This window comes from Metabacillus flavus (assembly GCF_018283675.1).
Classification (GTDB): domain Bacteria; phylum Bacillota; class Bacilli; order Bacillales; family Bacillaceae; genus Metabacillus_B; species Metabacillus_B flavus.
This window is the reverse complement of record NZ_JAGVRK010000001.1, coordinates 2,509,666-2,535,646: the sequence shown is the minus strand read 5'-3', so window position 1 is coordinate 2,535,646 and position 25,981 is coordinate 2,509,666. Positions and strand designations below refer to the sequence as shown.

At 41.3% G+C, this 25,981-nt stretch carries 33 protein-coding genes; 29 read left to right on the top strand and 4 right to left on the bottom strand.

What is annotated here, in order from left to right; all coding sequences use genetic code 11:
• Nucleotides 1-22: 22 nt before the first annotated feature.
• The 4 genes from pstC to phoU all read left to right on the top strand — a co-directional run bounded on the left by pstC (nucleotide 23) and on the right by phoU (nucleotide 3,499).
• On the top strand, nucleotides 23-970 hold the full coding sequence (gene pstC, locus J9317_RS13085; RefSeq protein WP_211559273.1) for a phosphate ABC transporter permease subunit PstC: 948 nt from the start codon (nucleotides 23-25) through the stop codon (nucleotides 968-970).
• 1 nt (nucleotide 971) lies between these two features.
• Complete coding sequence (pstA, locus tag J9317_RS13080) at nucleotides 972-1,850, top strand: phosphate ABC transporter permease PstA (RefSeq protein ID WP_211559271.1); 879 nt, start codon at nucleotides 972-974, stop codon at nucleotides 1,848-1,850.
• A 40-nt stretch (nucleotides 1,851-1,890) separates the two neighbouring features.
• Nucleotides 1,891-2,715, top strand: coding sequence for a phosphate ABC transporter ATP-binding protein PstB (pstB, locus tag J9317_RS13075; protein WP_035403910.1), 825 nt, complete (start codon nucleotides 1,891-1,893; stop codon nucleotides 2,713-2,715).
• Between the two features lie 124 nt (nucleotides 2,716-2,839).
• Nucleotides 2,840-3,499 carry a phosphate signaling complex protein PhoU gene (phoU, locus tag J9317_RS13070; protein WP_211559268.1) on the top strand — a complete coding sequence of 220 codons (660 nt, stop codon included), beginning with the start codon at nucleotides 2,840-2,842 and terminating at the stop codon, nucleotides 3,497-3,499.
• Nucleotides 3,500-3,535: 36 nt separating this feature from the next.
• Here phoU and J9317_RS13065 read toward each other — a convergent pair whose 3' ends face one another.
• Both J9317_RS13065 and J9317_RS13060 read right to left on the bottom strand, forming a co-directional pair.
• Nucleotides 3,536-4,030: an MltG/YceG/YrrL family protein gene (locus J9317_RS13065; RefSeq protein ID WP_211559267.1), complete on the bottom strand. Its 495-nt coding sequence runs from the start codon at nucleotides 4,028-4,030 to the stop codon at nucleotides 3,536-3,538.
• The gene (locus J9317_RS13060; protein WP_211559264.1) at nucleotides 4,027-4,377 is read right to left on the bottom strand and encodes a hypothetical protein; all 351 of its coding nucleotides are present in this window, start codon (nucleotides 4,375-4,377) and stop codon (nucleotides 4,027-4,029) included. Before J9317_RS13060 ends, J9317_RS13065 begins: the two co-directional genes overlap by 4 nt.
• A 185-nt stretch (nucleotides 4,378-4,562) precedes the next feature.
• On the opposite strand from J9317_RS13060, the gene J9317_RS13055 reads away from it, so the two are divergent.
• The 14 genes from J9317_RS13055 (at nucleotide 4,563) to J9317_RS12990 (ending at nucleotide 18,257) form a co-directional block, all read left to right on the top strand.
• On the top strand, nucleotides 4,563-4,991 hold the full coding sequence (locus J9317_RS13055) for a hypothetical protein (protein WP_211559261.1): 429 nt from the start codon (nucleotides 4,563-4,565) through the stop codon (nucleotides 4,989-4,991).
• 4 nt (nucleotides 4,992-4,995) lie between these two features.
• Nucleotides 4,996-6,150, top strand: a complete 1,155-nt coding sequence (locus J9317_RS13050) for a glycosyltransferase family 4 protein (RefSeq protein ID WP_211559259.1) — start codon at nucleotides 4,996-4,998, stop codon at nucleotides 6,148-6,150.
• 16 nt (nucleotides 6,151-6,166) lie between these two features.
• Nucleotides 6,167-8,374 carry a nucleotidyltransferase family protein gene (locus J9317_RS13045; RefSeq protein ID WP_211559257.1) on the top strand — a complete coding sequence of 736 codons (2,208 nt, stop codon included), beginning with the start codon at nucleotides 6,167-6,169 and terminating at the stop codon, nucleotides 8,372-8,374.
• 86 nt (nucleotides 8,375-8,460) lie between these two features.
• Complete coding sequence (rpmG, locus tag J9317_RS13040) at nucleotides 8,461-8,610, top strand: 50S ribosomal protein L33 (RefSeq protein WP_035403921.1); 150 nt, start codon at nucleotides 8,461-8,463, stop codon at nucleotides 8,608-8,610.
• A gap of 104 nt (nucleotides 8,611-8,714) precedes the next feature.
• On the top strand, nucleotides 8,715-9,281 hold the full coding sequence (locus J9317_RS13035) for a 5-formyltetrahydrofolate cyclo-ligase (RefSeq protein WP_211559255.1): 567 nt from the start codon (nucleotides 8,715-8,717) through the stop codon (nucleotides 9,279-9,281).
• A complete protein-coding gene (locus J9317_RS13030; protein WP_347880527.1) occupies nucleotides 9,274-10,065 on the top strand; it encodes a DUF92 domain-containing protein in 792 nt (263 codons plus the stop codon). The genes J9317_RS13035 and J9317_RS13030 overlap by 8 nt, the downstream gene beginning before the upstream one ends.
• A gap of 86 nt (nucleotides 10,066-10,151) precedes the next feature.
• Entirely contained in the window at nucleotides 10,152-10,328 is a 177-nt protein-coding gene (locus J9317_RS13025; protein WP_211559253.1) for a hypothetical protein, read from the top strand.
• Nucleotides 10,329-10,626: 298 nt separating this feature from the next.
• The gene (locus tag J9317_RS13020; protein WP_211559251.1) at nucleotides 10,627-11,790 is read left to right on the top strand and encodes a rhomboid family intramembrane serine protease; all 1,164 of its coding nucleotides are present in this window, start codon (nucleotides 10,627-10,629) and stop codon (nucleotides 11,788-11,790) included.
• A 144-nt stretch (nucleotides 11,791-11,934) separates the two neighbouring features.
• A complete protein-coding gene (locus J9317_RS13015; protein ID WP_035403929.1) occupies nucleotides 11,935-12,141 on the top strand; it encodes a YqgQ family protein in 207 nt (68 codons plus the stop codon).
• Between the two features lie 56 nt (nucleotides 12,142-12,197).
• Nucleotides 12,198-13,166 carry an ROK family glucokinase gene (locus J9317_RS13010; protein ID WP_211559249.1) on the top strand — a complete coding sequence of 323 codons (969 nt, stop codon included), beginning with the start codon at nucleotides 12,198-12,200 and terminating at the stop codon, nucleotides 13,164-13,166.
• A 463-nt stretch (nucleotides 13,167-13,629) separates the two neighbouring features.
• Nucleotides 13,630-15,516, top strand: a complete 1,887-nt coding sequence (locus tag J9317_RS13005; RefSeq protein WP_211559247.1) for an LTA synthase family protein — start codon at nucleotides 13,630-13,632, stop codon at nucleotides 15,514-15,516.
• A gap of 154 nt (nucleotides 15,517-15,670) precedes the next feature.
• Nucleotides 15,671-16,792, top strand: a complete 1,122-nt coding sequence (locus J9317_RS13000; RefSeq protein WP_249292165.1) for a M14 family metallopeptidase — start codon at nucleotides 15,671-15,673, stop codon at nucleotides 16,790-16,792.
• Nucleotides 16,793-16,819: 27 nt separating this feature from the next.
• Nucleotides 16,820-17,890 (top strand): YqgU-like beta propeller domain-containing protein, encoded by a 1,071-nt coding sequence (locus J9317_RS12995; protein ID WP_211559246.1) that lies wholly within the window; start codon nucleotides 16,820-16,822, stop codon nucleotides 17,888-17,890.
• A gap of 49 nt (nucleotides 17,891-17,939) precedes the next feature.
• Nucleotides 17,940-18,257, top strand: a complete 318-nt coding sequence (locus J9317_RS12990; protein WP_211559244.1) for an MTH1187 family thiamine-binding protein — start codon at nucleotides 17,940-17,942, stop codon at nucleotides 18,255-18,257.
• Nucleotides 18,258-18,412: 155 nt separating this feature from the next.
• On the opposite strand, the gene J9317_RS12985 is transcribed toward J9317_RS12990, so the two are convergent.
• Nucleotides 18,413-18,586, bottom strand: coding sequence for a DUF2759 domain-containing protein (locus tag J9317_RS12985; protein ID WP_211559242.1), 174 nt, complete (start codon nucleotides 18,584-18,586; stop codon nucleotides 18,413-18,415).
• A gap of 337 nt (nucleotides 18,587-18,923) precedes the next feature.
• Between J9317_RS12985 and J9317_RS12980 the strand changes: the two genes are divergently transcribed.
• The gene (locus tag J9317_RS12980; RefSeq protein ID WP_211559240.1) at nucleotides 18,924-19,556 is read left to right on the top strand and encodes an MBL fold metallo-hydrolase; all 633 of its coding nucleotides are present in this window, start codon (nucleotides 18,924-18,926) and stop codon (nucleotides 19,554-19,556) included.
• A gap of 1 nt (nucleotide 19,557) precedes the next feature.
• A complete protein-coding gene (locus tag J9317_RS12975) occupies nucleotides 19,558-20,607 on the top strand; it encodes an SAM-dependent methyltransferase (protein ID WP_211559238.1) in 1,050 nt (349 codons plus the stop codon).
• A gap of 42 nt (nucleotides 20,608-20,649) precedes the next feature.
• Here the strand turns inward: J9317_RS12975 and J9317_RS12970 are convergent, their stop codons facing one another.
• A complete protein-coding gene (locus J9317_RS12970; RefSeq protein ID WP_035403945.1) occupies nucleotides 20,650-20,895 on the bottom strand; it encodes a DUF2626 domain-containing protein in 246 nt (81 codons plus the stop codon).
• Nucleotides 20,896-21,117: 222 nt separating this feature from the next.
• On the opposite strand from J9317_RS12970, the gene J9317_RS12965 reads away from it, so the two are divergent.
• The 9 genes from J9317_RS12965 (at nucleotide 21,118) to comGG (ending at nucleotide 25,943) form a co-directional block, all read left to right on the top strand.
• Nucleotides 21,118-21,498 (top strand): Spx/MgsR family RNA polymerase-binding regulatory protein, encoded by a 381-nt coding sequence (locus J9317_RS12965; RefSeq protein WP_211559236.1) that lies wholly within the window; start codon nucleotides 21,118-21,120, stop codon nucleotides 21,496-21,498.
• A gap of 524 nt (nucleotides 21,499-22,022) precedes the next feature.
• Entirely contained in the window at nucleotides 22,023-23,090 is a 1,068-nt protein-coding gene (comGA, locus tag J9317_RS12960) for a competence type IV pilus ATPase ComGA (RefSeq protein WP_284143277.1), read from the top strand.
• Entirely contained in the window at nucleotides 23,080-23,772 is a 693-nt protein-coding gene (locus J9317_RS12955; protein WP_211559232.1) for a type II secretion system F family protein, read from the top strand. The genes comGA and J9317_RS12955 overlap by 11 nt, the downstream gene beginning before the upstream one ends.
• A complete protein-coding gene (locus J9317_RS12950) occupies nucleotides 23,766-24,104 on the top strand; it encodes a type II secretion system F family protein (RefSeq protein ID WP_211559230.1) in 339 nt (112 codons plus the stop codon). Before J9317_RS12955 ends, J9317_RS12950 begins: the two co-directional genes overlap by 7 nt.
• Nucleotides 24,105-24,115: 11 nt before the next feature.
• Nucleotides 24,116-24,415, top strand: coding sequence for a competence type IV pilus major pilin ComGC (comGC, locus tag J9317_RS12945; protein WP_211559228.1), 300 nt, complete (start codon nucleotides 24,116-24,118; stop codon nucleotides 24,413-24,415).
• Entirely contained in the window at nucleotides 24,399-24,851 is a 453-nt protein-coding gene (gene comGD, locus J9317_RS12940; RefSeq protein ID WP_211559226.1) for a competence type IV pilus minor pilin ComGD, read from the top strand. The genes comGC and comGD overlap by 17 nt, the downstream gene beginning before the upstream one ends.
• Complete coding sequence (locus J9317_RS12935; protein ID WP_211559224.1) at nucleotides 24,835-25,152, top strand: type II secretion system protein; 318 nt, start codon at nucleotides 24,835-24,837, stop codon at nucleotides 25,150-25,152. The genes comGD and J9317_RS12935 overlap by 17 nt, the downstream gene beginning before the upstream one ends.
• Nucleotides 25,106-25,576 carry a competence type IV pilus minor pilin ComGF gene (gene comGF / locus J9317_RS20840; RefSeq protein ID WP_284143276.1) on the top strand — a complete coding sequence of 157 codons (471 nt, stop codon included), beginning with the start codon at nucleotides 25,106-25,108 and terminating at the stop codon, nucleotides 25,574-25,576. The genes J9317_RS12935 and comGF overlap by 47 nt, the downstream gene beginning before the upstream one ends.
• Complete coding sequence (gene comGG / locus J9317_RS12925) at nucleotides 25,563-25,943, top strand: competence type IV pilus minor pilin ComGG (protein ID WP_211559221.1); 381 nt, start codon at nucleotides 25,563-25,565, stop codon at nucleotides 25,941-25,943. Before comGF ends, comGG begins: the two co-directional genes overlap by 14 nt.
• Nucleotides 25,944-25,981 lie beyond the last annotated feature (38 nt).

Below are 25,981 nucleotides of genomic sequence, written 5' to 3'. Positions count from 1 at the left end.
TAGGGAAAGGGGTTTTCAAAAAATGGCTATGTCAAGCGGTCAATCAATACGCGACCTGATAAAAGAGAAAAAAGCCAAGAATAGTTCTGGCAGATTGGTTGAAAAAGCAGTACCGGTAATTTTATTGCTAACAGCAATTGTTTCCGTTCTTACCACACTTGGAATTTTGTACACGTTAATTGTAGAAACTGTTATTTTTTTCTCGCAGGTTCCATTCATTGAATTCATTACGAAAACAGAATGGCTTCCTTTTGCTTCAGGAGACGAAAATAAGGTTTATGGAATATCTGCATTGGTTTCTGGAACTCTCCTTGTAACCCTGATTGCAACAATTGTTGCGGTACCATTCGGGCTTGGAGCAGCCATATATTTGAGTGAATATGCTTCAGACCGCGTGAGAAGAATCGTTAAGCCGATACTTGAGATTCTTGCTGGTATTCCCACCATCGTTTACGGCTTTTTTGCATTGACTTTCGTTACTCCTCTATTACAAAAGCTGATCCCGGATCTTCCGTTTTTTAACGCGCTTAGCCCGGGAATTGTAGTTGGGATTATGATCATTCCGATGATTGCTTCCCTTTCAGATGATGCAATGAGCTCTGTGCCTAATGCCATCCGTGAAGGTGCACTGGCGTTGGGGGCAACAAAATTCGAGCTGGCCATTAAAATTATTTTGCCTGCCGCAATTTCAGGAGTTGTAGCGTCTTTCGTTCTTGGGATCTCCCGTGCAATCGGTGAAACAATGATTGTAACACTTGCAGGCGGATCAAATCCGAACTTTACTTTTAATCCTACGGAAACCATTCAGACGATGACTTCTTATATCGTTCAGGCAAGTACTGGGGATGCAGGATTTGGTACAACCCAATACTACAGTATCTATGCTGTCGGAATGACCCTGTTTGTGTTCACTCTCCTAATGAACATCCTGGCTCAATACATCTCACGCCGCTTTAGAGAGGAGTACTAAGATGAAATTAGTCGATCAAGCTCAAGTGGAAAAGAAGATGGGCAGACGCCTTATTAATAATCAAGTCTTTAAGTCAATCTTTTTGATTGCTACTCTTTTTTCACTCGTTGTACTGGGAATATTAATGTATCGGATATTCACTCAAGGATATGAATTCCTTTCAGCAGATTTCTTTAATAACTTTGCTTCCAGACGGCCTTCTAACGCAGGAATCAAGGCAGCTTTTATCGGAACTCTCTGGGTAATGGGCGTTACGATCCCTGTTGCTCTGATTTTTGGAGTGGGGACTGCAATTTACCTTGAAGAATATGCAAAGAAGAATAAATTCACCAGATTTATTCAGATGAATATTTCAAACCTTGCAGGCGTTCCATCCATCGTATTCGGTCTTTTGGGCTTAACCATTTTCGTCCGTTATTTTGAACTTGGAAGAAGCATCCTGGCAGCTGGTTTCACAATGGCTTTGCTCATTCTTCCGGTTATCGTAGTTGCATCGCAGGAGTCAATCCGCGCTGTGCCTGGACAGCTTAGAGAAGCATCCTTTGGTATGGGTGCTACAAAATGGCAAACAATCTATCGTGTCGTTCTTCCAACTGCGATCCCGGGTATCTTAACGGGAAGCATCCTTGCATTCTCCCGTGCAGTAGGGGAAACAGCTCCGCTTATCGTTGTAGGCGCATTTGCATACGTCAACTACTTGCCGGACGGACTGTTGAGTACGTTTACTGTTATGCCTATTCAAATTTACAATTGGGCTTCCAGACCGCAGACGGATTTCCATGATCTAGCTGCAGCTGGTATAATAATATTGTTTATTATCCTGATTGTAATGAATACAGTTGCTGTGCTGATTCGAAATAAATTTTCTAAAAGATATTAATACAATTTAATGGTTCTATAGGTGAAGGAGGATTTTCGCAATGGAAGTTAAAACAGTTGTGAAAGATAAACAAACATCAGGTATTAGTACAGATACAGCAAATGTTAATAAAAGTGTTGTTTATAAAACAGATAACCTAAATCTTTGGTACGGCAATAATCAAGCTTTGAAGAACATCGACCTTGATGTATATGAAAATGAAGTAACAGCGATTATCGGACCATCCGGGTGCGGTAAATCTACTTATATTAAAACTTTAAACCGCATGGTCGAATTGGTTCCGATTGTACGCACATCCGGTAAAATCATCTACCGCGGACAAAATATTTTTGATAAATCTTACCGTGTTGAAGAATTGAGAACACAAGTAGGAATGGTATTCCAAAAGCCAAATCCTTTTCCCAAATCCATCTATGACAACGTTGCATACGGACCGAGAATTCACGGAATCCGCGACAAAAAAGTCTTGGATCAGATTGTTGAACAGAGTTTAAAAGGTGCAGCAATTTGGGATGAAGTTAAGGACCGCCTAAAAGAAAATGCATATGGACTTTCCGGCGGCCAGCAGCAGCGTCTTTGTATTGCACGCTGCCTTGCAATAGAGCCGGATGTTATTCTCATGGACGAGCCAACATCTGCCCTTGATCCGATTTCTACATTAAAGGTAGAAGAACTTGTTCAGGAATTGAAGCAAAACTATAGCATCATCATCGTTACACATAATATGCAGCAGGCCGCACGTATCTCCGACCGTACAGCTTTCTTCTTGAATGGAGAAGTGGTAGAGTACTCGAATACGAACAAGCTCTTTTCTACACCTGCAGATAAAAGAACTGAAGATTATATTACTGGCCGTTTCGGCTAATAGAAAAAAGCCGTGCTTGTTCAGCGCGGCTTTTTTTGAACGTATGAGATTTGAATCTTTCATGCATTTTCTAAGGAAAAAGAGTAAACTATTGAAATAAAAGAAATAGTTGGAGGTTGACAACATGGTCGTACGTGGAAAATTTGAATTTGATTTAAATACGCTTAGAGAAATGTTAATTGAAATGGGAAGTCTTACTGAAATTGCTTTAGCTAAATCAATCGATGCGCTGGAAAATCAAAATATTGAGAAGGCCTTAGAGATTATGGAAGAGGATGAAGCTGTCGACAATCTGGATGAGGAAATTAATGATCTTTCCATTTTGCTTATTGCGAAGCAGCAGCCGGTTGCGACAGATTTGCGCAGGATTATGGTCACCATTAAAATATCGAATGAAATGGAGCGTATGGCTGATTTTGCTGTAAATATTGCGAAATCTGCTATTCGAATCGGGGATGATCCTCTTATCAAACCGATAGAGACCATTAAAAAAATGCATGCGATCGCAACTGAGATGCTTTCATTATCCATTAAAGCTTTTAACGAGGAAGATGTTGTTCTTGCTAAAAAAGTGGCTGATATGGATGATGAGGTAGATAATTATTATGGACAGACGATCCGGGAGCTGCTTGAATTGACTCAGCACAGCCGTGAATCCATGTCACAGGTTACTCAGCTGCTGTTTGTGAGCCGTTATTTAGAGCGATTTGCTGATCATGCGACAAATATATCTGAAAACATTTTCTACCTTGTAAAAGGCAGACACTATGATTTGAATAATTAATAAAAACTCCGCTGATTATCCTCAGCGGAGTTTTTGTTATTGCTTAATGAGGTATTTTGCTGCTTCTTCATTGCTTAATCCAGTAGGAAGTTTATATCCGCCTTGACGAACCTTTGTATGTAAATCAGTATCGATCAGGTAGTCAGCAAATTCATTCGCGGATTTAATAACCTTTCCTTGCTCTAGCTTTTGGGCAATTTCAGCTGTACTTGTTCCTTCATAAATAAAGAAGCGGAAAGTTTCCTTTTTTGAAGGACTTTCAGTTTTAGCTGGTGTTTCTTCAGTTTTAGCTGGTGCCTCTTCAGTTTTGCTTGGTTCCGATACAGTTGCTTCTTTCGCTTTGACAAGGGTTTCGTACGTATCTCTTGAAACAGAAACCTGGCCTTCACTAGCTAGATAGGCAGATACTTGCTCTTCTGTTGCTTTTTCAGATTCAGCTGCCTCTTTAGGTGTGAGAAAATAAGAAATGGAAAGGATAGCGGTAGCGGTGATGATCCCGGCGGAGAAAGCTTGTATGCCTTTTCTGCTCATGTTAGAATCCTCTCGTTCCTCTTGATGATGGCCTGAACCTGTTTTACAGAAATATTTTCTGATTTTGCAATGGCATCAACCGTCATTCCATGCTTATACTTCGCAATAACCTTTTTCTCGATATGATAGTCTAGCTGCTCTTCTTGAGACAGCGACTGGATGTCATCCTGTAAAATTTCCTCTTCCAGCACTTTTACTTTTTTCTTAAGCTTGTAAATCTCCTGCATGGCTGATAGCTGGAGCTGATCCAGATCTTTTTCGATTTCCTGGACCTTATCCTTCTTCGTAAACGAGTACACCAATAGGGCAATGGCTGCGATCAGCAATACCACGATGACAATTTCCATTTAATCTTCACCTTCTAATAAAGTTTTCACTTATTCTTTATATCATAGTTTGTCGAATTTTTTAATGGTTTTTCCTATAAATTATAGGAATTTCGTTAAATTTCACTTGTTCACATGCTTGGAGTTGTACCAATGTGAAATTTGCATTATAGTTAAGAAAAACAGCGAAATGAGGAAAGAGCGGATTGAATTTCGACCGGGCTCAAGAAACTTCAGGTACAGATTGGATAAAGGCAAAGCAAGTCTCATCCCTGCTGATCACTGAATGGCATGTTTCAGCGGTCACGGAAAGAGCATCTTCCATTCTCATGCATGAAGATTATGAAAGCCTTTACAAGATAATAAGACTTTCTTTATATCCTGATGGTTCAAAACAGCCGATCCGCTATGACTATCCGATGTATTCCTCAACTGGAAAGATGGATCTGCATACAAGATTAGGGTTCTGTGCTTTCCAATTAAAATTACTGTTTTTTAATTCCTCCAACATGATGCTGACTGCAGCTAAAACACCAGATATCCCCTTAGATCTTTCTGATAGGATGAATGACCCGTCTCATGCAGATTACCGGCTTTATTTTTCCGCCTACACTGATTATGGAGAATGGAAATAATCCAATGAAACCACTTTCGAAAAATGCGCCCATCCTAATGTTTTCAACAGAATATCCTCCACAAATATGGGGAGGACTCGGAACACACGCTGCACAATTAACACAAGAGCTTTCCGCGGCTGAAACTCATGGAATGCTAGTTACCTTACCGGCACCATCGCATGAGCCAGAATACGAAAAGCAGCATTCCTTTACGATATACCGTCCGCAGCTGCAGAATGAAGAATACGATAATTCTTATGAATGGATGGTGAACATTAATCTAACCTGGATTAAGGCGATCCAATCCCTTCAGCCATCGTTTTGTCTTGTACATGCCCATGACTGGCTGACAGCTGGAGCGGCTATCTATGCTAAAAGAATGTACAGAATCCCTCTAATCGCTACCATTCACTCCTTGGAAACCGGCAGAAAAAAGGTGCTGAAAACCCCCGCTGAAAAAATGATTCATGAAATGGAAAAGAAGCTGATAAAAGAAGCAGATGAGCTAATCGTCTGCAGTAATTTTATGCGGGAAGAAATTCTCTTTGAAGAGGCAGATTCTAAGAAAATATCTGTAATCCATAACGGAGCTGTTCCTTTCCAAAAAAATTCTTTGGGAAATCCTTTTATTAGTCCATATATCTTTTCGATGGGCCGCTTTGTGCCTGAAAAGGGATTTGAGGACTTAATCACGGCTTTTTCAAAAATTAAAAGCGAGCATCCTGCATTGAAGCTGATCATTGCGGGAGAAGGACCGGGAAAAGAAAAATACGAAAAACTGGCAGAATCTTTAGAGGTTCATCAAGACGTCATATTTCCAGGTTTTATAAAGGGTGATGAACTGAATAGATATATACAATATGCAGCTGTAGCATGCATTCCAAGCCGTTACGAACCCTTTGGCTTGGCGGCCCTTGAGTTTATGGCGGCGGGGAAGCCGATAGTCGTTTCCGATGCTGGAGGACTTCCTGAAATGATCGTACACAATGAGAGCGGTATGATTTATAAAAGCTCCCGCATAGACGATTTAAAACGTTCGATTCAAGAGCTATTGAATCATCCAGAGAAGGCAGCAGTCCTTGGTATGAAAGCACTCAATGAATCAAAAAAATACAGCTGGAGTTCAGCAGCAAATAAGACAATCAATCTATACAAGAAATCACTGCAGCACATGTGAGAGGAAGGGGTTTCATATGAAAGCAGTAATTCTGGCAGGCGGGATGGGCACAAGACTGGAGCCCCTGACAACCAGATTGCCCAAACCGATGGTACCTTTGCTGAACAAGCCTGTTCTAGAATATGTCATTCAATATCTAAAGTATCATGGAATAAATGATATTTTAATGGCTTTATGCTGGAAAAGCAGTATCATAGAACAGCATTTTGGGGATGGATCAAACTTCGGAGTCGAGATTACTTATATTAAAGAGAAATATCCGTTAGGTACGGCTGGCTGCCTGAAATTAGGTGAACATTTTTTGAATGAAGCCTTCTTGGTTGTAAGCGGTGATACGATCTGCAATTTTGATTTGCATGCTGGCATTCACGCACATAAAAGGTCAGGATGCATAGGTACTGTTTTTGCTGTCAGAAAAATCCAGACAGGTGATTATGGAAGCATGATCGCCCATCCGTCCGGACGTATTGTCGAGTTTATGGAAAAGCCCTATCGAACTGAGGTATACAGCGAATATATCAACGCAGGGATGTATATATTTGAACCCGAATTGTTTCATTACATCTCAGAGGATGAACCTCAGGACATTTGTAAGGATATTCTGCCCATACTCCTTGGAAGAGGTGTACAAATGTATAAGGCAGAAGGGTATTGGTCTGACATTGGATCTCATTCCGAATACAGGGCGGCTCAATTTGACTTGCTTTGCGGAATCAACAATCTCTCTCCTGAATGTCTCTCCTATTATGATTTAAAGGATATGATTTGTTTAGGAGAAGGAACCGTAATTGAACAAGGAACGGTTTTAGAAGGGCCTGTACTAATAGGAAGAGGGACATTAATAGAGAAGGGCTGCAAAATCGGTCCATATGCAATAATTGGCGACGGATCTCACATTGCAGCAGGTTCCCGAATCGAAGAATCCATTTGCTGGAGTCATCAGCAAATCCACTCCTGCACCCATATCAGCGGTTCAGTATTAGGAAGCTGCTGTGAAATAAAAGCTTTCAGTGAACTCAACAACGGCTCGGTATTAGGTGAAAATGTAGTTCTGGAGGGTGAAAATGTGGTCAAAGAGCACGTACGGGTATGGCCGGGCACTAAAGTTCCTAAAGGAACACATTTAGAGGATACTTTTTCTGCGAAGTATTTTGCGGAAAAGGAGGTTTTTTACACTAAAGGCCGCATCGATCTATCCATGGAAGAGGGAGGTACCATCAAAGCGGTTAAGCTGGCCCAGGCATTCGCAGCTGCATGCGGTAAAACCGGAGTAATCGCAGGTAGTGACGGGAGTGCCCTTTCCTCTTTAGTAACCAATCTCTTTACTGACTCCTTACGATCATTTGGCTGTCCAATCTATATGGAGGAAGACCCGGTCCCCCCCTCTGCTTTAAGATATGGATGCTATAAATTTCACCGCATGGGGGTTTATGCATTCTCAACAGATCATGTATGCAGCATTATGCTATTCGATGGGGCAGGGCAAATCCTGCCGTCTGAATTGGAGAAATCTATCGAATTGCATTATTCCAAAGCAACCCTCGTTTCAAGCAAAATTGCCGGCACAAAGACGAGATTATCCGGTTTGGCAAAAGAGCACAATCATTTCCTTGAAACTGAAGAAATGGGAATAAAAGCATCTTCAGCATTGAAATACGGCTTGGAAATGGATGCACTCTCCTACCGATTTTACCGGGATTTGATGGAAGAGCCCTTCATCGTAAAATTAGAACCTGCAAATTTTAATAAAAGGCTGGATTTAATTTTCAGGCTGGATGAGCGGGAGCAAACACTTGAATTAAAAGGAGCGCATGGGGATTTGCCGATCACTCCCTCAATCCTGAACGAAATCTTCCATCACCGTTTTGAATTGCCTGAAGCGGAGACACCCGTTCAGCTGCTTTCCGCCCTGCTAAAGGGGATTAATAAGGACCCCTCGCTGAAAGATAAGCTATCACTTTACTCCAATGCTGCCTGCCAGCACGTGTCGTGCCGTTCCGGTTATGAAAGCAGGGTGCTCAGCCGTTTGATTTCAGATGAAGATTTTGAACGGATCAGATTATCTGAAGGAGTCAACATACACCACGGCGAAGGCAATTGGACACGAATCGCTGCGTTGAAGAATGATGCCGTATTATCCATCATTACAATGGATCAGCGCCCTGAAGAAGCATTGAAAACAAATGAGGTTTACACAAACAAAATAAAACACTTTCAAAAATGAAAAATAAAGTGGAATTTCTAGAGTATCAGTGGTATGATGTTAAAGTCTGATTAGATTTAATGATTGAACAGTTTGGAGGGATAATCATGCGTGTGAATATTACACTTGCTTGCACTGACTGTGGTGAGCGTAACTATATCTCTAAAAAGAATAAACGTAATAACCCGGATCGTATGGAGCTTAAAAAATATTGCTCCAGAGAGAAAAAAATGACAGTGCACCGCGAAACAAAGTAAGCAGCAGGGAATTCATTCCTGCTGTTTTTTTTATGGATTTTACTGTGAATGTAAAAGCTTGCATATATAATAGAATCAGTACATATAAAAGCGGTGAATAAAAAATGAAGAAAACAAGCTTACGGGAGCAGATGAAAATTAAGCTCCAAAAAATGGACGATGTTCAATATAATGAGTACTCTCTATTGATAGAACAGCAATTCCTAACATCCCCGCTTTGGAAAAATGCCAGAACAATCGGGTTAACCATTTCACAAAATAGGGAAGCAAATACAAGGAGCATCATCGAAAAAGGCTGGAAAGAGGGAAAACGAATTGCGGTCCCTAAATGTTTTCCGGCATCGAAAGAGATGGAATTCAGGGTAATTACATCATTTAACCAGCTGGAAACTGTATATTACGGGCTGCAAGAGCCTATTCCAAGTATGACGGATCCGGTGGATAAATGTGACATTGAAATGCTGGCCGTACCAGGGCTATGCTTTGACAGCAGAGGCTACCGCATTGGCTATGGCGGAGGATATTATGACCGTTATTTGCAGAATTTTACCGGCCATACAGTGTCTCTTGCCTTTTCGTGTCAGGTTCTTCCTCTTGTTCCTTCCGAAAACTTTGATGTACCTGTTCAAAGAATCATAACTGAAAAAGAGGTGCTTCATTGCCGTGAGTAATCCCATACATATCATAGGGCTTCTATTAATCGGGCTGATTTCACTGGCAGGATGGAAAATCAGGTCTTTGACCTTAAGCGGTGCCGCCGCCGCATGCCTGATCGGACTTTTAATTTATCTGGGGTATGGCTTTCATGGACTGTTTTTGCTTGGAGCATTTTTCGCCAGCTCAAGTCTGCTGAGCAAATATAAGCGGAATAAGAAAAAAGTGCTGGATGAGATGCTGGAAAAGGGTGACCGCCGGGACTCTGTTCAGGTTATGGCAAATGGCGGAATCTCTTCGATTGCAAGCTTCCTATTTTGGCTGACCGGAGCGGATTTGTGGACTGCTGTTTTCTGTACTTCGATTGCAGCTGCAAATTCAGACACATGGGCATCTGAAATTGGCACACTCAGTAAAAAAGCTCCTCGCATGCTGCTGTCTTTAAAGAAGACTGTAAAAGGAACGTCGGGAGCAGTCTCTCTTCTAGGTACCGCTGCCGCTGCAGCCGGCGCTGGTTTCATCGCGGTTCTTTCCGTCTTTGTTTTTAATCTGGACTGGACATGGGGACTAATGATTGCGCTGGTCGGGTTCGGAGGAAATCTGGCAGATACACTTCTGGGAGGAACGGTACAAGTAAAGTACGAATGTCCTGTATGCGGAAAAGTAACAGAGAAGAAAATACATTGCAGTGTAAAAGGCCGTGTCGTTCAAGGATACTCGTTCTTGAATAACGATGCAGTGAATATGATCTCCATCTGTATTGCAGCTGCTTTATCTGCCGCTGTGGTTTTCCTATTCTAAACATCCTGAGAATAGCCTGTTAAAAATTACAAAGATACGGATAAAATCGAGAATGTCGGCAAACAGTATGAGCAGGAGGGATTTTTATGAATCGAGTAATAGGCTACCTGCTTGCTTTGCTTGGCGGTTATCTTTTATACCAATTCAGATACCGCTTACTGAACCTGATTCTCGGAAACCAGACAATGCGGGCATTTTTCATCCGGCTTTCCTTAAGAATTCCATTTGTAAGAGATAAGTTTCTGCATAAAGCATTCTTTTAACAGCACGAGCGGATAGTGGGGGACTCCTCTCGCAGCATGCGGGATAGGCGAGACTCCGGCAGGCGCTGTGCGCCTTGCAGGGGACCTGGGCCCTCACCACCCGCCTCCCGAAGGAATGTGAGCAACAAACCGCATTCATAGGAACAAAGTTTGTGAGAACCCTAAAACCTACGAATGAGGCATCAGAAATTCATCTGATGCTTTTTTCATTTCCTCAAATGCAAGTGTTAACCCTTTCTATTTCAAGGAGGGTCTTGATATAATATCCATAACAAAAATGGGTGCTGGAGAGGTTGCAATGGCGTTAGAGCAGGATGTTTTTTATTGGAGTATCATCGGTCAGCTGATGGACAGAAAGTACCGCTTTGTCACAATGGCAGAGGATCAAAATGAAGTTTGGCTGGAAAGCCAGCGGGTTGCTGATTTTCAGCTTGTCCGTTTTGTAAGAATGGATGCAGATTGGGGAAACAGGCTTGAGCAGGATATGGAACGTGCGGCGAGTATGTTTGATGAAATCCGGAAAGATGCTGGAAGAAAATCCATGAATATTCTAAACATCTATATTTCCGCTTTCGCTCCTGTGGATGACTGGGAGCATCTTGTCGAAAAGCCTTATTCCCACGGAAATATTGTACTTAAAAATGTACTTATTTATGATGAAATCAGGTCTGAGGGCATTATTTCAATGGAGGATATGCTATCTGTCCGCCTGGAAAAAGAACTTCCGGAAATCACGGACTACGAGGAGCTTCATTCTTACAGGGCCAAGGTTATTGAGAAAGAAAATACACGGGTAACTCAGGAAAGAAAGCTGTTTGAGTATGGGAAACCAAGATTCACAAAAATTCTCCTTGCAATCCAAATTATTGTGTTTATCCTTATGGAGCTTGCAGGAGGGAGCCAGAATAACCAGACGCTTGTGAACTTCGGTGCTAAATTCAATCCTTATATTATGGAAGGTGAATGGTGGAGGCTTATTACGCCCATGTTCCTCCACATTGGCTTCATTCATCTTCTGATGAACTCAATGGCGCTTTATTTCATTGGAGAAGCGGTTGAGAAAATGTTCGGCTCAGCCAGGTTTTTGATGATTTATTTCTTTTCTGGAATCATGGGGACCCTCGCAAGCTTTGCATTTAATACATCGATTTCAGCCGGTGCTTCGGGAGCCATTTTCGGCTGCTTTGGTGCGCTGCTTTATCTTGGCGTCGTCCAGCGTGATTTATTTTTGCGCACGATCGGACCAAACATCCTGGTGGTGATTGGCATCAACCTTGCTTTAGGTTTCACAATATCCAATATTGATAACGCAGGACACATAGGCGGACTTATTGGCGGCATGGCTGCAGCATTTGCTGTGCAGCTGCCTTCGCAGTCCAAATCGGTAAGACAGGGATTGGCTGCTGCAGCAGGACTGGTTCTGGCTGTTTCTCTTGCGGCGTTCGGCTATTCAAGATGGTGACGTTAAATGGATGGCTGCAGGGGATTCCTGCAGCCATTTTAACTGTTTGTATCTGCATAAATTCAGGCTTTTTTTTCTTGACTACACTTACATTCTCCGATACCTTATATATGGAAGTACTTGTGCAATAAATGAGGTGAAGGCTTGAATACAGTTTATGATGTCCGACAGCTTTTAAAAAAGTACGGGACAATTATTTATATCGGGGACCGGGTGGCAGACCTCGAACTGATGGAAGACGAGGTTAGGCAGCTTTATGAATCAAAGCTGATTGAAACGCAGGTTTTCCAAATGGCTCTGCTGATCCTTCGCCACGAAGCACAGATCGAGCGGGAGAAAAGAGAACGTTAATTAATTAATTTTGTGCAAGCGGTTTCCTTAATTTATTAGACAAAGGACTGAGAGACATGAGCGAGAAGTGGCTGGTTGGTGTAGATTTGGGAGGAACCACAATTAAGATGGCTTTTATTTCCCTTTACGGAGAAATGGTCAGCAAGTGGGAAATCCCTACTGATAAAACAGGAAAGACGATTACAATGGATATTGCGAAAGCGATTGATGCAAAACTGCAGGAACTTGGGGAAACAAAATCCAGATTGGCGGGAATTGGAATGGGTGCTCCAGGCCCTGTTGATCTTGCATCGGGACTTGTTTATCAAACGGTCAATCTTGGCTGGCTGAACTATCCGCTTAAAGACCATCTTGAGGTGGAAACAGGTCTCCCTGCTGTGATTGATAATGATGCGAACATTGCAGCAATCGGCGAAATGTGGAGAGGTGCAGGCGATGGAGCGAAGGATGTCATTTTAGTGACTCTTGGAACCGGAGTCGGCGGCGGTATCATTTCAAATGGCAACGTCATCCACGGCGTTAATGGAGCCGGAGGAGAAATCGGTCACATTACATCTATTCCGGAAGGCGGAGCTCCTTGCAACTGCGGCAAATCAGGCTGTCTTGAGACAGTAGCATCCGCAACAGGGATTGTCAGAATTGCCAAAGAAAAGCTTGGGGAGTCTGATCAGGATAGCCTGCTGAGGAATGCACTAAATGAAACAGGAGAAATTTCTTCTAAAGACGTTTTTGAATTCGCAGCTAAAGGCGATGTCATTGCTCAGGAGACCGTTGAATTTGTGAGCTTCCATCTTGGTCTTGCCCTTTCCAGCCTGGCTAATGGCCTTAACCCGGAGAAAATCGTAATTGGCGGCGGGGTTTCAAAAGCCGGTGAATATTTGAGGGTGCATGTAGAGAAGTACTTTAAGAAATATGCTTTCCCAAGAGTCGCAGAAGGGGCAGCTATTGAAATTGCCACTCTTGGAAATGATGCAGGTGTAATCGGCGGAGCTTGGCTTGCGAAAACCTTACTCACTGAATATTAATGGGGAAAAGCGAGTATGTGCATATTAAAAAGGAGCCTTTGCATGAGGCTCCTTTTTTATGAATGTTTTTGAGCTTAAAATGGTGAAATGTATAAGAAGTGCATCTATAAAGGCACGATTCTAAAAATTGCTGTGATGCTGACTAATGGATACCGGTAAAAATCAACCTCTCTTAGCTCTTTGTTCAAAACAGCGGTACAGCTGCTTAAAAAGAATATGTAATAAAAACTAAAAGTCTTTAACAAGCTGTAATATAAACCGGTTTGCCTTGATTCTGCAAGGGGTATAGATTACAGTCAAAATATAATTCTACCATTGTTATGTAATCTAAGTATTAAAAGCATTGATTTTTTGTAAACGAAGTATTAAGATATGATTTAGCTTGTTAATAAATCCTTTACTTTATTTGGGAAAAGAATAGATGAAAGCAATGCGCAGTTCTGCCGGACGAGGAGGTAAATGAATGCGTAAAAACTCAATATCAAAAATTTCTTTTTTGCTCATAGCTACATTGTTCATGTGGCTTAAAACTTACATTGTCTATAAAACTAGTTTCGACATTAAAATTGAAAACTGGAAACAGGAATTTATCCTTTTTATCAATCCGCTCAGCTTCCTGCTCTTTATTTTTGGAATCGGATTGTTTATGAAGGAAAAGAACAGGAACGGGTATGTATTTATAGTCAGCATCCTGCTAACTGTTATCCTGCTTGCCAACATGGTCTTTTTCCGATTCTTTAATGATTTCCTTACCATTCCGGTATTGTTCCAGTCAAGCAACATGGGCGACCTTGGAAGCAGTATTTCTTCATTGTTCCAGCCTGTTGATATTCTGCTGTTTGTAGACTTGATCATCATGTTCTGGCTGCTTAGGAAACCTGCTTTCCGCTCTGAGTCTCGGGCAACAAGAAAAGAACGCTCTGCATATTATTTACTGGTAGCAGCGATCTTCTTTTTTAATCTTGGCCTTGCTGAAACAGAACGCCCGCAGCTGCTAACAAGATCTTTCGACCGTGAAATGCTTGTTAAAAACATCAGTGTATATAACTTCCATGTCTATGATGGAATTATTCAATCTAAAACGTCTGCACAGCGTGCAATGGCAGACAGCACAAATTTAACAGAAATTCAAAACTATATTAAAGCAAATAAAAAAGAGCCAAATCAAGATATGAAGGGAATCGCTAAAGGCCGCAACGTCATTATGGTTTCTCTTGAATCTACTCAGTCATTTGTATTGAATGAAAAAAAATTGAACGGCCAGGAGATTTCTCCATATTTGAATGATTTGGCAAAACAGAGTTACAACTTCACTAATTTTTATCATCAGACAGGACAGGGGAAAACTTCTGATGCAGAATTCCTTGTAGAAAATTCTTTATATCCGCTTGGCAGGGGAGCTGTCTTCTTTACAAACCCTGACAACGAATTCAATGCTGCTCCGGAGATTATGAAGCAAAATGGATATACAACAGCTGCATTCCATGCAAATAACAAATCTTTCTGGAACCGCGATCTCATTTACAATTCATTTGGGTATGATAAATTCTATGACGTAAACAGCTATAAGGTAACGCCGGAAACTTCCGTTGGCTGGGGGCTTAAGGATAAAGAGTTTTTTGAACAAACGGCAGACCATATGAAAGAAATGAAGCAGCCGTTTTATTCCAAGTCCATTACACTTACGAATCACTTCCCGTTTGAATTAAGTGAAGAAGATATAACCATTGATAAATTCGATTCGAACAGTAAAACACTGAATAATTATTTTACTACAGTTAAATATCAGGATGATGCTGTCAAACGTTTTATTGAGAAGCTGAAAGAAGATGGACTATATGATAACTCCATCATTGTATTCTACGGAGACCATTACGGTATTTCTGAAAATCACAATGAAGCAATGGCTAAGTTTTTAGGAAAAGAAGTTACTCCTTTTGAATCTGAACAGCTTCAGCGTGTTCCGTTTATCGTTCATATTCCCGGTGTAACAGATAAGAATCCTAAGGAGATTGATACTGTAGGCGGACAGATTGATATTCGCCCTACTATCATGAACCTGCTGGGTATTGATACAAAAGATCAAGTAGAGTTTGGAAATGACCTATTTTCTAAAGATCGCCTTCCATTCACTGTCATGCGTGACGGAAGCTTTGTGACAGATAAATATGTCTACACCGATAATATTTGCTACGATAAGAGTACTGGACAGCCTGCAAAAGATGAAAATGTGTGTGAACCATACGTTGATAAAGCTAAGAAAGAGCTTGACTACTCAGACAAAATTATCTATAGCGATTTGTTAAGATTCTACAACAAAGAAGAACAAAAATCGGCAGAAAAAAAATAGCAGGCTCAGGAGCTTTGGTCACATGACCAAGGCTCTTTTTTTAGGGAAAATGAACCAAACCCTCTCTTTTTTCTATAGACAAATGGCTCATTTTCACTGGTTCAGAAAGGAGTATCCCTCTCATAAAATGAATTGTATGAAAGGGGGATTTACTTTGAAGATCAGACTGAAAGAAAGTGTTGAAATAAACGCCCTGGCAGCGTACTTTGAGATTCCCGCGATTTTAATTGAACAATCCAATCAGACGTTAACCGATCCCATTCCATCTGAAGCCATTGTGAATATCCCTGGATATGAGTGGGGGCTAACCGGCCTTTCAATCCCGTCAGCCTTTGAACCGGAGGATGCAATGGAGGGCTGCGATAAAGCAGTGAAAGTTTCAGAACGCATCGTGTTTAGACAAAAAAGCTATACATCAGCTTGTTTCTATCGTGATATAGAAAAAATGGTTCTAAAGTACCCGTTTATTCGCACTCATATAATTGGAAAAAGTATACGAAATCAGCCTATAATAGAGATAACAATGGGTACAGGAAAAAGAAACGTTCATATGAATGCCTCCTTCCACGCAAACGAATGGATTACTTCTGCTGTATTAATGGATTGGCTTGAACAATATGCAAATGATCTTGTTCACGGAAAAGCCAGATTTGGCCATTCTTCTCTTCAGCTTTATACGCATACCTCCCTTTCGGTTGTTCCTATGGTCAATCCGGATGGTGTCGACCTTGTCCTTGAAGGCCTTCCGGATGATAGCGATTTAAAGAAAACCGTTCTCCAAATCAACCATCAATCTCTTGATTTTTCTCAATGGAAAGCGAATATTCGAGGTGTGGATTTAAATAATCAATTCCCTGCCTATTGGGAAATTGAAAAGGAAAGAAAGCTTCCAAAAACTCCAGCTCCAAGAGATTATCCAGGAGATTGTCCGCTTTCAGAACCAGAAGCCAGGGCAATGGCTCGACTATCTGAAGAGAAGGGGTTCGACCGGCTTTTATGTTTTCACACCCAAGGAGAAGAAATTTACTGGGGCTATTTAAATCGGGAGCCTGAGGAAGCTGCATTAATTGTTAAGGAGTTTTCTATATTAAGCGGTTATACAGAAGTGCGGAATATTGACAGCCACGCCGGCTACAGAGATTGGTTTATCCATGAATGGGGCCGTTCCGGCTATACAATTGAATTGGGGTTAGGAGTAAATCCTCTTCCGCTAGTTCAATATGAAAGCATCCGCAAAAAAGGGGAAGGTATCTTTTGGGCCGCCTTATATATGTAAGCAGGAAAAAAGAAAGGTGAAGAAGGTATGAGAAGCAATCGATTCCGTGTGATGACGGCAGCTTTTGCCCTTGCAGCGGTGACTGCAGGCTGTACAAATGCTGAGCAGCAAAATATCCCCGCTGCTGAAGCAAATATTGAGAAGAATCAGCAGAAACAGGAGGATTCCATTGTTCCCTACCAAGCGAATGGACAGACATTTCAAATGGTTGGTGGATGGATGGGGAATCATACGGTTGTTTTTGCAGAATATGAGGATCAGCAAACCATCCTGTATACGTACAGCTTAACCACTGGTGAAAAATCGGAGCTATACAGCGTCAATATGCCAGTTACTCATTTTGAAACATCTCCTAAAGGCGATTACCTCCTGCTGCAGGGCAGTCCTTCGTCAAAACAAATTGTTTTACTTTTGATTGACGCACAGGGAAAAGAGTTGTTTGAGGAAAAATTTTCATCACACGATCTTGCTTTTTCATGGAGTAAAAGCAATTCTGACCGGCTGTTCGTGACAGCATTTAACGAGGATTGGACCTACAAGACCGCCATATACCATCCACTGAGCGGATACGAAGATGCTAACCCAATAGATGCTCCATTTGCTGAATGGAATGGAGAAGACAAACTGCTCTTTGCTAAAGATCATAGCCTGCAGCAATCAGATATTTATCAGTTCGATCCGGAAAAAAACGAGGAAAAACTGGCGGCAGAAATGGTGCTTGCTGTCTATGCAAAAAAAAATGCATGGATCACCTTGAGTCAAGTAAATGGAGAGATTGATTACAATATCCATGATGGGAAGAAAACTCATCGATTCCCTGCTTCTCTGAATCAGATGGAAGGAACGGCTGAAATTCCTAAAGCGGAAATTAGTCCAAATGGGAAAGAGTTTCTAACCTATGAATACAACAAAGAAACGGGTAAACTGGATTTAATTTCTTTTTCTTTTTCCAATGAGAAAAAAAAGGTTCGTCTTGAAGATGCCGTTAACGTGCCCTTGCTGTTCTCCCCGGATGGAACAAAAGTATTATACGGTTTTCAGCTTGAAAAGGTATTTGATATGATCACCGGAAGTCTGAAAACCCTGATCAAGTTTTAGCTTCTAAGTCTATGATATACTTAAAAGAAAAGAAGGGCAGGAAAGATTCATGCCAATAGCTGATGTTACAATCATACCAATTGGAACCGCTACACCAAGTGTCAGCGCTCATGTAGCGGGTATCCAAACCATATTAGAAGGGTACAAGTCAGAGGGGAAAATAACATTCCAGCTGACCCCCATGAATACGTTAATTGAGGGAGAGCTTCCTGTATTATTTGAAGTGATCCAAGCAATCCATGAAGCACCTTTTCAGGAGGGCATATCAAGAGTAGCAACCAACATCCGGATAGATGACAGAAGAGATAAGAAAACAACAATGCAGGGCAAGCTGGAAAGTGTCCAAAAGCATTTGAAGAAGAACTAAGAAGCTCTACATAAAAAAGCTGGCCTAATTGAGGCCAGCTTTTCTTTGGGCAAACGATTCTAATTAGGCAGTGAAACCGCGCTCTGACCGTTAAAACATAAAACCGGCAATCATTTTATGTCTGGCGGGGCAGTTATGAAGCGCTGCTGGTTTTTCTAATGATGAGTCGGATATCCATGACTGATGACGGTCATAATGGTGAACCAGCCAAACACGCCGACTGTTGCGACACAAAACATGATCCCGAGCATGTTTTTTTCTTTAAAGGCGCGATATACCCCAAATACTGCTAACAGCGAAATTAATGAAAAGATGATGACCAACCCCATTGCCAATCCCCCTTGCAATCGCTTCATGGAAAAAATAAAAACAAGTTCTCATAACAATTTTAAACGTTTTCAAAATGAAAGTCGAGTTAAAATTTTCCATGGTTTCTTTCAGCAGCAAGGTATTTCAGCATAATCCCAAATCATTGAAAGTTTTCGGATTTTCCTTAATAATAAAGGATATATCTAAATTAATTTGGCAAGTTAATTGCTGATTCTGCCACTCTGGTGATTGGGGCGGACTGCATGAGACTCGTGTTAAAAAAGCGGGATTTGAGGCGTTAATCAGCAGGCAAGGTTAACAGAGCCATAAATTTAAGAAAATAAACGGGGTGCTGCTATGAATTGGGAACGAATTCCGCTAGGTCCACTGCAAACAAACTGTTACGTGTTAAGCAATAAAGATAAGGAATGCATTATCTTTGATCCGGGAAGCGAAGGAAACAAATTGAATCAGCTTCTTCAGGCAAGAGGCTTAAAACCATTAGCTATATTGCTTACTCATGCTCATTTTGATCACATAGGTGCTGTCGATGAAGTACGCGGCCGGTGGAACGTGCCGGTCTATGTACATAAAAAGGAGAAGGACTGGCTGCCGTCGCCAGAGCTGAATGGCTCTCATTTCTTCCAGGCAGGACCTATTCACGCCAGACCGGCTGATGAATTTGTTCTGCCTGGCGAACCGCTTACATTTAAAGATTTTACATTTCAAGTTCTATATACTCCAGGACACTCTCCCGGCAGCGTTTCTTACTATCATGAGGAAACAAAAGCTGTATTCAGCGGAGATGTCCTGTTCAAAGAGGGAGTCGGAAGGACTGACTTGCCTGGCGGAGATCATCAGCTGCTAATCAAGAGCATCCATGATCAGTTAATGAATCTGCCGGAGGATACGTTTGTGCTGTCCGGTCACGGCCCAGAAACAACGATACAGGATGAAATGGATCGAAATCCTTTTTTGAACGGATTTTAAGTTGAAAAGCCTGATCATTCAGCAAATCGAAGAAAATGGAGGTTTTCTTTCATTTGCGGACTATATGGGTCTATGTCTGTACCATCCTAAGCATGGCTATTATATGACAGGAAGCCAAAAAATCGGCATAGAAGGCGATTTTTATACGTCCAGTTCCATTTCCGAATTTTATGGAGCGGTTATGGCGAGATGGTTTATTAAAAAAGTGGAAGCCGGGGAAATACCCCCGGTTTTTTGTGAAATGGGAAGCGGCACCGGGGCATTCATCCAGCCCTTTTTAAACGAATGGAAAAGGATATCTCCCTCTTCTTATCAGGAAGGAGTGGTTTATTGTATCGAGACAAGCCCATACCATGCGGCGGCGCTTGATTCTCTGGAGGTATTCGTTCTATCTTCCATACAGGAGCTCCCTGACGCATTCTCCGGCGTTTTCTATTCCAACGAACTATTTGATGCATTGCCCGTCCAGATCGCTCAAAACCGAGAGGGACGGATTGAAGAGATTGGTGTGGGAGCAGATCAGGGAAAGCTCATCTTCAAAGCGAGAGAAGATCATCAGGACTCTCTGTCTGATTATCTAATTTGGGCTGAAATCACCCTGCCGGAAGGATATAGGGCCGAGATTCCCATCGCAATGCTCGGACTGCTGGAGAATCTGCAGAATAAACTTGGGAATGCTTACATCGTAACCGCAGATTATGGATATTTCTCAGAACAGCTGCAAACACGCAAAAAAGGGACAATCCGAGGCTACAAAAACCATATTCTTATCCCCGACCCCTTTAAGCATCCATTTCAAATGGATTTGACCTACGACATACCTTTAACAGCCTATATTAAAAAAGCAGCGGAATTTGGCTGGGTGAAAGCTGCTGTCCAAAAGAAAACCGAATTTTTTTGGGAGAACGGTCTTACAGATTTTCTTCAGGAAACCTCTGACCCAAATCCATTTTCAAAAGCAGCAAAAGATAATCGGGCCATCCGATCCCTCTTATCTCACGAAGGAATAAGCGAATCGTTTTATGTTCTCATCCATAAAAAAAGAGGCTGAAAATCAGCCTCTTTTTTAATATTGAAAAAATTAAGAACGAAGTTAATGGCCTCCTTGACCAGGAACCATCATAAAAGTAGTCCAATACGTGAATCCGACAAAGAATACGGTTAAATAGGCTCCAAAAATATAAATGTACATTCGTTCAGATAATTTAAGATAGGATAAAAATACAAAAAATACCGTTTGAGCAAAGAATAACAAAGACGTTTCTTCCATTTCCCCTAAGTAAAACATGACCGCAAAGATCCCAGTCCAGAATCCCAGCACACGAAACATCCGATCCATATGCAAATTCCTCCCTTACCCCTCTAGTCCATCCACTTATATTATAAAGGACATTTCCTTTCATTGTAAATAAGCGTTTACATTTGGGACCTTGCAATGAGTGATAATTAAAATGCTTTTTATTGTACAAAGTATGTACAAATGATGTACAATACAAATACAGACAAATAAACTGAACTTGACTATAAAAGCCTTTGAAAATTATGGAGGAGGAACGATCATATGAGCGACTTAACTTTTTTCACTTATCCTAGCTGCACTTCATGCAGAAAAACTAAACACTGGCTGAAAGCAAACGAGGTCGATTTTGAGGAAAGGCATATGTTCCGAGAGACTCCTAACGCAGATGAACTTAAAAAAATTCTCCAGCTGACGACAGACGGCATAGATGAAATTCTTGCCACGAGAAGCCAAACCTTCAAAGAACTGAATCTGGACATAGAAGATATGAATCTGTCATCGCTGCTGAAGCTTTTATCCGATGAACCGAAGCTTCTCCGCCGGCCCATCCTGACAGATGGAAAAAAACTGGTCGTCGGCTATAATCCGCAAGCCTTAAGCAAGTTAACAAAAAATGGTCAGCTTCATATGTCAGTCTCTTAAAAATCACCCGGGCGGGTGATTTTTTAAGTTCCTTAAAATACTTTCAGAAGATAAATATGAGGAATTCCCTTGTTTTTGTAAAAAATAAGTGGCATATCTGACTTAAGGTGTTCTTTATAAAGAATTAATGGAGTGGTTAACAAAATGGCTGAATATAAATTTTACCTGGTAGCGGTTAATATGCGGACTATTACAACAAGCTACGATAACCCCGTGTTTGTTTCAAGTGGCTCATTTGCGAAGGAGAGTAAACTTAAATACACTGGACATGAATCTTTGCAAATCGGTTATAGAATCTACTATGAAAAAACATCTTTACTTAACCGTAAAAATAAGACATACATTTATTACGTAAGCGAATGAATTCTTTGCTTTTTGACCGTTTTAAAATAAAAAACGGTTTTTTTATTGGTGATTTTTAATATTTTCCTGGTTTTCAATTGTCAAAAAGCAAAATTATGAATATGACGGATTAGCCATTTCAGTCTATACTTCAAATCAAATAGATGAAAGGGGCAAATCCATTGCAGGAAATTGAAGCATTATGTGCTAATGTGGTCAATCAGGCAGTCGAGCTTCATGCTTCAGATATTCATATCGTTCCGAAAGAACATTACACAGAGGTTCTTTACAGGATTGATGATGATCTCCTCAAACAGCAGCAGCTGCCAAGAGATGTGTCTCAGCGCCTCATATCCCACTTGAAATTTGAAGCATCAATGGACATTGGGGAGCGAAGAAAGCCACAGAGCGGAGCTTTATCGATTATGTTAAAAGATTTAGAGATCCCAATTCGTCTTTCAACTCTTCCTACAATCTATGAAGAGAGTATGGTTATTCGTCTCTTGTCCAGCGAGAAAATTCCTCTATCATCCCGGATCTCTCTATTTCCCTCTGCAACTAAAAAGCTTCTATCCTTCTTTTATCATTCTCACGGTTTAATGATTTTTACAGGCCCCACCGGCTCAGGTAAAACTACGACCCTGTACTCGCTGCTTCACCATGCAAAAAAGCATTTTAACCGGAACATTATTACACTGGAGGATCCGGTAGAAGCTCGAAATCAGGAAATGATGCAGGTGCAGGTGAACGAAAAGGCAGGTATCACCTATGCAGCAGGCTTAAGAGCTATTTTAAGGCATGATCCGGATATCATTATGGTGGGTGAAATCAGGGATTCAGAAACAGCGAAAATAGCGATACGTGCATCGTTAACCGGACATCTGGTCCTAAGCACGATGCATACGCGAAATGCAAAAGGAGCACTATACCGATTGCTGGAATTTGGGGTGCCTCAGGCCGAAATAGAGCAGACACTCATTGCCGTGTCTGCTCAAAGACTTGTGGATATAAAGTGTCCTTTCTGTCCGGGAAAATGTTCACCTTTTTGCAAAAAGATGAGAAAGGCAAGGAAAGCGGCAGTTTTTGAGCTTCTTTACGGAAAGAATTTAGCTGCTGCTTTTAAGGAAACAAGAGGGGAAGAAGAAACGGAAGAGTACCCAACCTTGAAAGATGTGATTAAAAAGGGGATTGCGCTGGGGTTTTTATCCAACGCCGCCTATCACAGATGGATTTTCTCAAATGAAGACTAAATGGAAGAGCAGTGACCAGTCACTATTCATCACTCGTTTAAATAGCCTTGTTCAAAAAGGCTATTCCTTAGATGAAGCCCTCCGTTTTTTATCGCTTCAAACGGATAAGAAAAAGCGGACAGATCTTCTTTATTGTCTGGAAGAACTGAAACGCGGTACACCGTTTTTCAAAATCATGCAGCATTTGAGATTTCACCGGGATGTTGTCACCTATTTGTATTTTGCAGAACAGCATGGCGACTTAGCTTTTTCCTTAAATGAAAGTGCTGAGCTGCTCTATCGGAAGCAGGAGCAATACAAAAAAATCAGCAAAATGCTCCGCTATCCTGTCTTGCTGATATTTATCATGATAGGTGTTTTATACATTGTCCAGCATGTGATCGCCCCGCAATTTCTTTCAGTTTACGATTCTATGGATATGAAACCCTCCCCTTTAAACTCAGCTTTACTTGCAAGCTTTCAAATCCTATCAGCTGCTGCGGTCATCGTTCCTTCCGCTGCAGCCGTATGCATCGGATATTATTTTCTTTACTTTAGGCGGATCCAGCCATCCTCCCAAATGAGGCTGCTGATGAAAATTCCAATCCTAAGGGAAGGGTTCAAGCTGTTTAACAGTTATTATATAAGTCTTCAGCTAAGCACCCTTCTAAAGGGGGGTTATCTTACTACGAAAGCTTGCTGATTTTCAGTGAGCAGACGCTGCATCCTTTTTTTTGTGAGGAAGCAAAAGAAATGATCAATCGGTTAAGAGACGGTGAGCATTTTGAAAGACTTTTCGACAAGCACTATTACGACAAGCAGCTACCGGAAATCGTAGCATATGGACAAAAAAACGGATTGCTCCATAGAGAACTGTATACATACAGCCAGTACACACTTACAAGACTTGAATCCAAGCTATCATCGGCAGCATCCGTTATCCAGCCAGCTGTTTTCAGTGCAGTCGGACTTATTGTTCTTCTTGTTTACTTGTCCATGATTCTCCCCATGTATCAAATGATTGATCAAATTTAGGAGGAAATGATATGAAAAATCAAAAAGGGTTCACACTCATTGAGATGCTGATTGTTCTTCTTGTCATTACAATACTTTTGCTGGTTACCATTCCTAACATTGCGAATCACAGCAGCAATATACAAAACAAAGGATGTTCCGGTTTGCGCAATATGATTTCTGCCCAAGCCGAAGCTTACAGAATGAATAAAGAGACAGTACCGACTATTGCTGTGCTTCAATCAGAAGGTTACATTAAATCGAATAAGTGTCCCGATGGAACAGAAGTGACTCTGGATTCGAACGGAGCAATTGTTGAACCGGAAAAGTAGGAGGAATGGCTTTACTTTAATCGAAACCCTCATCGTTCTTTCTATCTTTTCTGTGCTTTCATTAACAGCTATTGTTTCCTTCAAACCTATTCAGGAAGAATTGATTGTGGAACAATTTTTCGATCAGCTTCAAAAGGACATCCTTTATGCACAGCAGCACGCTGTAATGATCCGGGTTCCCTGTACACTCCTGTTCGATGAAAATGAAACAGGCTATAGAATTAGAGAGGGCAGGGCCGATGTCTCGGCAGATTTGATAAAAAGACGGCTTCCTGAAGGAATGAAACTTATTACAGACACATTAGGCTTAAAAGTATCGTTTCTTGCAAACGGCAATATCTCTGCAAGCGGGAAAGTGCGGATCGTCTATAGACAGCAAACATATCAGATAACATTCTATCTGGGAAAGGGGCGGTTCGTTGTCAGCAAACAATAACGGTTTTTCACTCCTGGAATCCATCGCCGCCTTCTCCATTTGGTGTTTAGCTGTTTTAACTTTATTGCCGGGGATCGTATCCATGATGCAAGAGCGTGAAAACTCATCGCTGGAAATCCAGGCTATAAAACAATTGCAAAATCATACAGCAGATCGGATCATGGGACAGGCTTTTGAGGAAATAGTGATGTTTGAAGAAGGAGGGGTTCAGTATAAAATTCAGAACGATCCAGAACAATCCTGTATGTATTGGAATGACGCCACCGGTAAAAAAAGAGAGATTTGCTTTCAGATTCACTGATTCAGCTGGCTTCTCTTTTCTGAATATGCTTCTTTCACTTGGAATATTCAGTTTAATCGTTTCCTCGCTTTTTCCGCTAATTATGTTTTTTTACACATCAATGGAAGGGTACCGGGATATCAGCAATTTGGAATGGGAGTTTTTCAGCGAACAGGCAACTATCGAATTGAAGGGGGCAGAGTCGCCTGTAATTAACGGCGAAACGCTCTCTTTTACCAATCGCTTAAAGCAGAAGGTTACCTATCAAAGGTACGGAACCTATTTGAGAAGACAGGTAAATCAAACTGGAAATGAGATTGTTCTGCAGAAGGTTGAAAAAGCGGAAATGCAGGTCATTAAGAATAGAATTGTTTTCCATGTAACCAGCAAGAGCGGAAAGGCCCGCACTCTATCAATCAGGTCTGTGAACAATGGAGCGGGATAATATAAAAACCGGCTTTATCTATCCCTTTACAGTCATGCTGGTGCTTCTGTTTTTCATGACAGCAATCCATTTAACAAATTTGCTCGTAATAGAGAAAAAATATTATGCTGACACGAAAAATTTTTACCTGCTGCAGCACCTGACATATAAGGCTGCGGCTCAATCCACAAAAAAAGTGAGGGAGGGTTTAACAGGAGATTTTAACATTGAAGATCCATATGGAACGATTCACTTTACGATTGTATCTGTATCTTCAGAGACGAAAAGTGTATCCATGGAAATCACTCTTAATAAAGAGACCAAGTATTATGCCTATTATGAATACAGCATCCCTAAACAATTGATATCAAAATGGTATGAATGGTAGACGCAATCTGCGGTTCGATGTATGATAGAAACCATCGA

What these genes read in the sequence shown, in the direction of transcription:
- comGG (WP_211559221.1), top strand. Translation starts at nt 25,563, where the DNA reads ATGGAGCGGGATAATATAAAAACCGGCTTTATCTATCCCTTTACAGTC.
- J9317_RS12985 (WP_211559242.1), bottom strand. Translation starts at nt 18,586, where the DNA reads ATGGGGTTGGTCATCATCTTTTCATTAATTTCGCTGTTAGCAGTATTT.
- J9317_RS13035 (WP_211559255.1), top strand. Translation starts at nt 8,715, where the DNA reads ATGAAGAAAACAAGCTTACGGGAGCAGATGAAAATTAAGCTCCAAAAA.
- J9317_RS13060 (WP_211559264.1), bottom strand. Translation starts at nt 4,377, where the DNA reads ATGGAAATTGTCATCGTGGTATTGCTGATCGCAGCCATTGCCCTATTG.
- J9317_RS12970 (WP_035403945.1), bottom strand. Translation starts at nt 20,895, where the DNA reads ATGGATCGGATGTTTCGTGTGCTGGGATTCTGGACTGGGATCTTTGCG.
- J9317_RS12990 (WP_211559244.1), top strand. Translation starts at nt 17,940, where the DNA reads ATGCCAATAGCTGATGTTACAATCATACCAATTGGAACCGCTACACCA.
- J9317_RS13005 (WP_211559247.1), top strand. Translation starts at nt 13,630, where the DNA reads ATGCGTAAAAACTCAATATCAAAAATTTCTTTTTTGCTCATAGCTACA.
- pstA (WP_211559271.1), top strand. Translation starts at nt 972, where the DNA reads ATGAAATTAGTCGATCAAGCTCAAGTGGAAAAGAAGATGGGCAGACGC.
- rpmG (WP_035403921.1), top strand. Translation starts at nt 8,461, where the DNA reads ATGCGTGTGAATATTACACTTGCTTGCACTGACTGTGGTGAGCGTAAC.
- J9317_RS13010 (WP_211559249.1), top strand. Translation starts at nt 12,198, where the DNA reads ATGAGCGAGAAGTGGCTGGTTGGTGTAGATTTGGGAGGAACCACAATT.
- pstB (WP_035403910.1), top strand. Translation starts at nt 1,891, where the DNA reads ATGGAAGTTAAAACAGTTGTGAAAGATAAACAAACATCAGGTATTAGT.
- comGC (WP_211559228.1), top strand. Translation starts at nt 24,116, where the DNA reads ATGAAAAATCAAAAAGGGTTCACACTCATTGAGATGCTGATTGTTCTT.
- pstC (WP_211559273.1), top strand. Translation starts at nt 23, where the DNA reads ATGGCTATGTCAAGCGGTCAATCAATACGCGACCTGATAAAAGAGAAA.
- phoU (WP_211559268.1), top strand. Translation starts at nt 2,840, where the DNA reads ATGGTCGTACGTGGAAAATTTGAATTTGATTTAAATACGCTTAGAGAA.
- J9317_RS13050 (WP_211559259.1), top strand. Translation starts at nt 4,996, where the DNA reads ATGAAACCACTTTCGAAAAATGCGCCCATCCTAATGTTTTCAACAGAA.
- J9317_RS12995 (WP_211559246.1), top strand. Translation starts at nt 16,820, where the DNA reads ATGAGAAGCAATCGATTCCGTGTGATGACGGCAGCTTTTGCCCTTGCA.
- J9317_RS13065 (WP_211559267.1), bottom strand. Translation starts at nt 4,030, where the DNA reads ATGAGCAGAAAAGGCATACAAGCTTTCTCCGCCGGGATCATCACCGCT.
- comGF (WP_284143276.1), top strand. Translation starts at nt 25,106, where the DNA reads ATGACGCCACCGGTAAAAAAAGAGAGATTTGCTTTCAGATTCACTGAT.
- J9317_RS13045 (WP_211559257.1), top strand. Translation starts at nt 6,167, where the DNA reads ATGAAAGCAGTAATTCTGGCAGGCGGGATGGGCACAAGACTGGAGCCC.
- J9317_RS12965 (WP_211559236.1), top strand. Translation starts at nt 21,118, where the DNA reads ATGAGCGACTTAACTTTTTTCACTTATCCTAGCTGCACTTCATGCAGA.
- J9317_RS13025 (WP_211559253.1), top strand. Translation starts at nt 10,152, where the DNA reads ATGAATCGAGTAATAGGCTACCTGCTTGCTTTGCTTGGCGGTTATCTT.
- J9317_RS12980 (WP_211559240.1), top strand. Translation starts at nt 18,924, where the DNA reads ATGAATTGGGAACGAATTCCGCTAGGTCCACTGCAAACAAACTGTTAC.
- J9317_RS13020 (WP_211559251.1), top strand. Translation starts at nt 10,627, where the DNA reads ATGGCGTTAGAGCAGGATGTTTTTTATTGGAGTATCATCGGTCAGCTG.
- J9317_RS12955 (WP_211559232.1), top strand. Translation starts at nt 23,080, where the DNA reads ATGAAGACTAAATGGAAGAGCAGTGACCAGTCACTATTCATCACTCGT.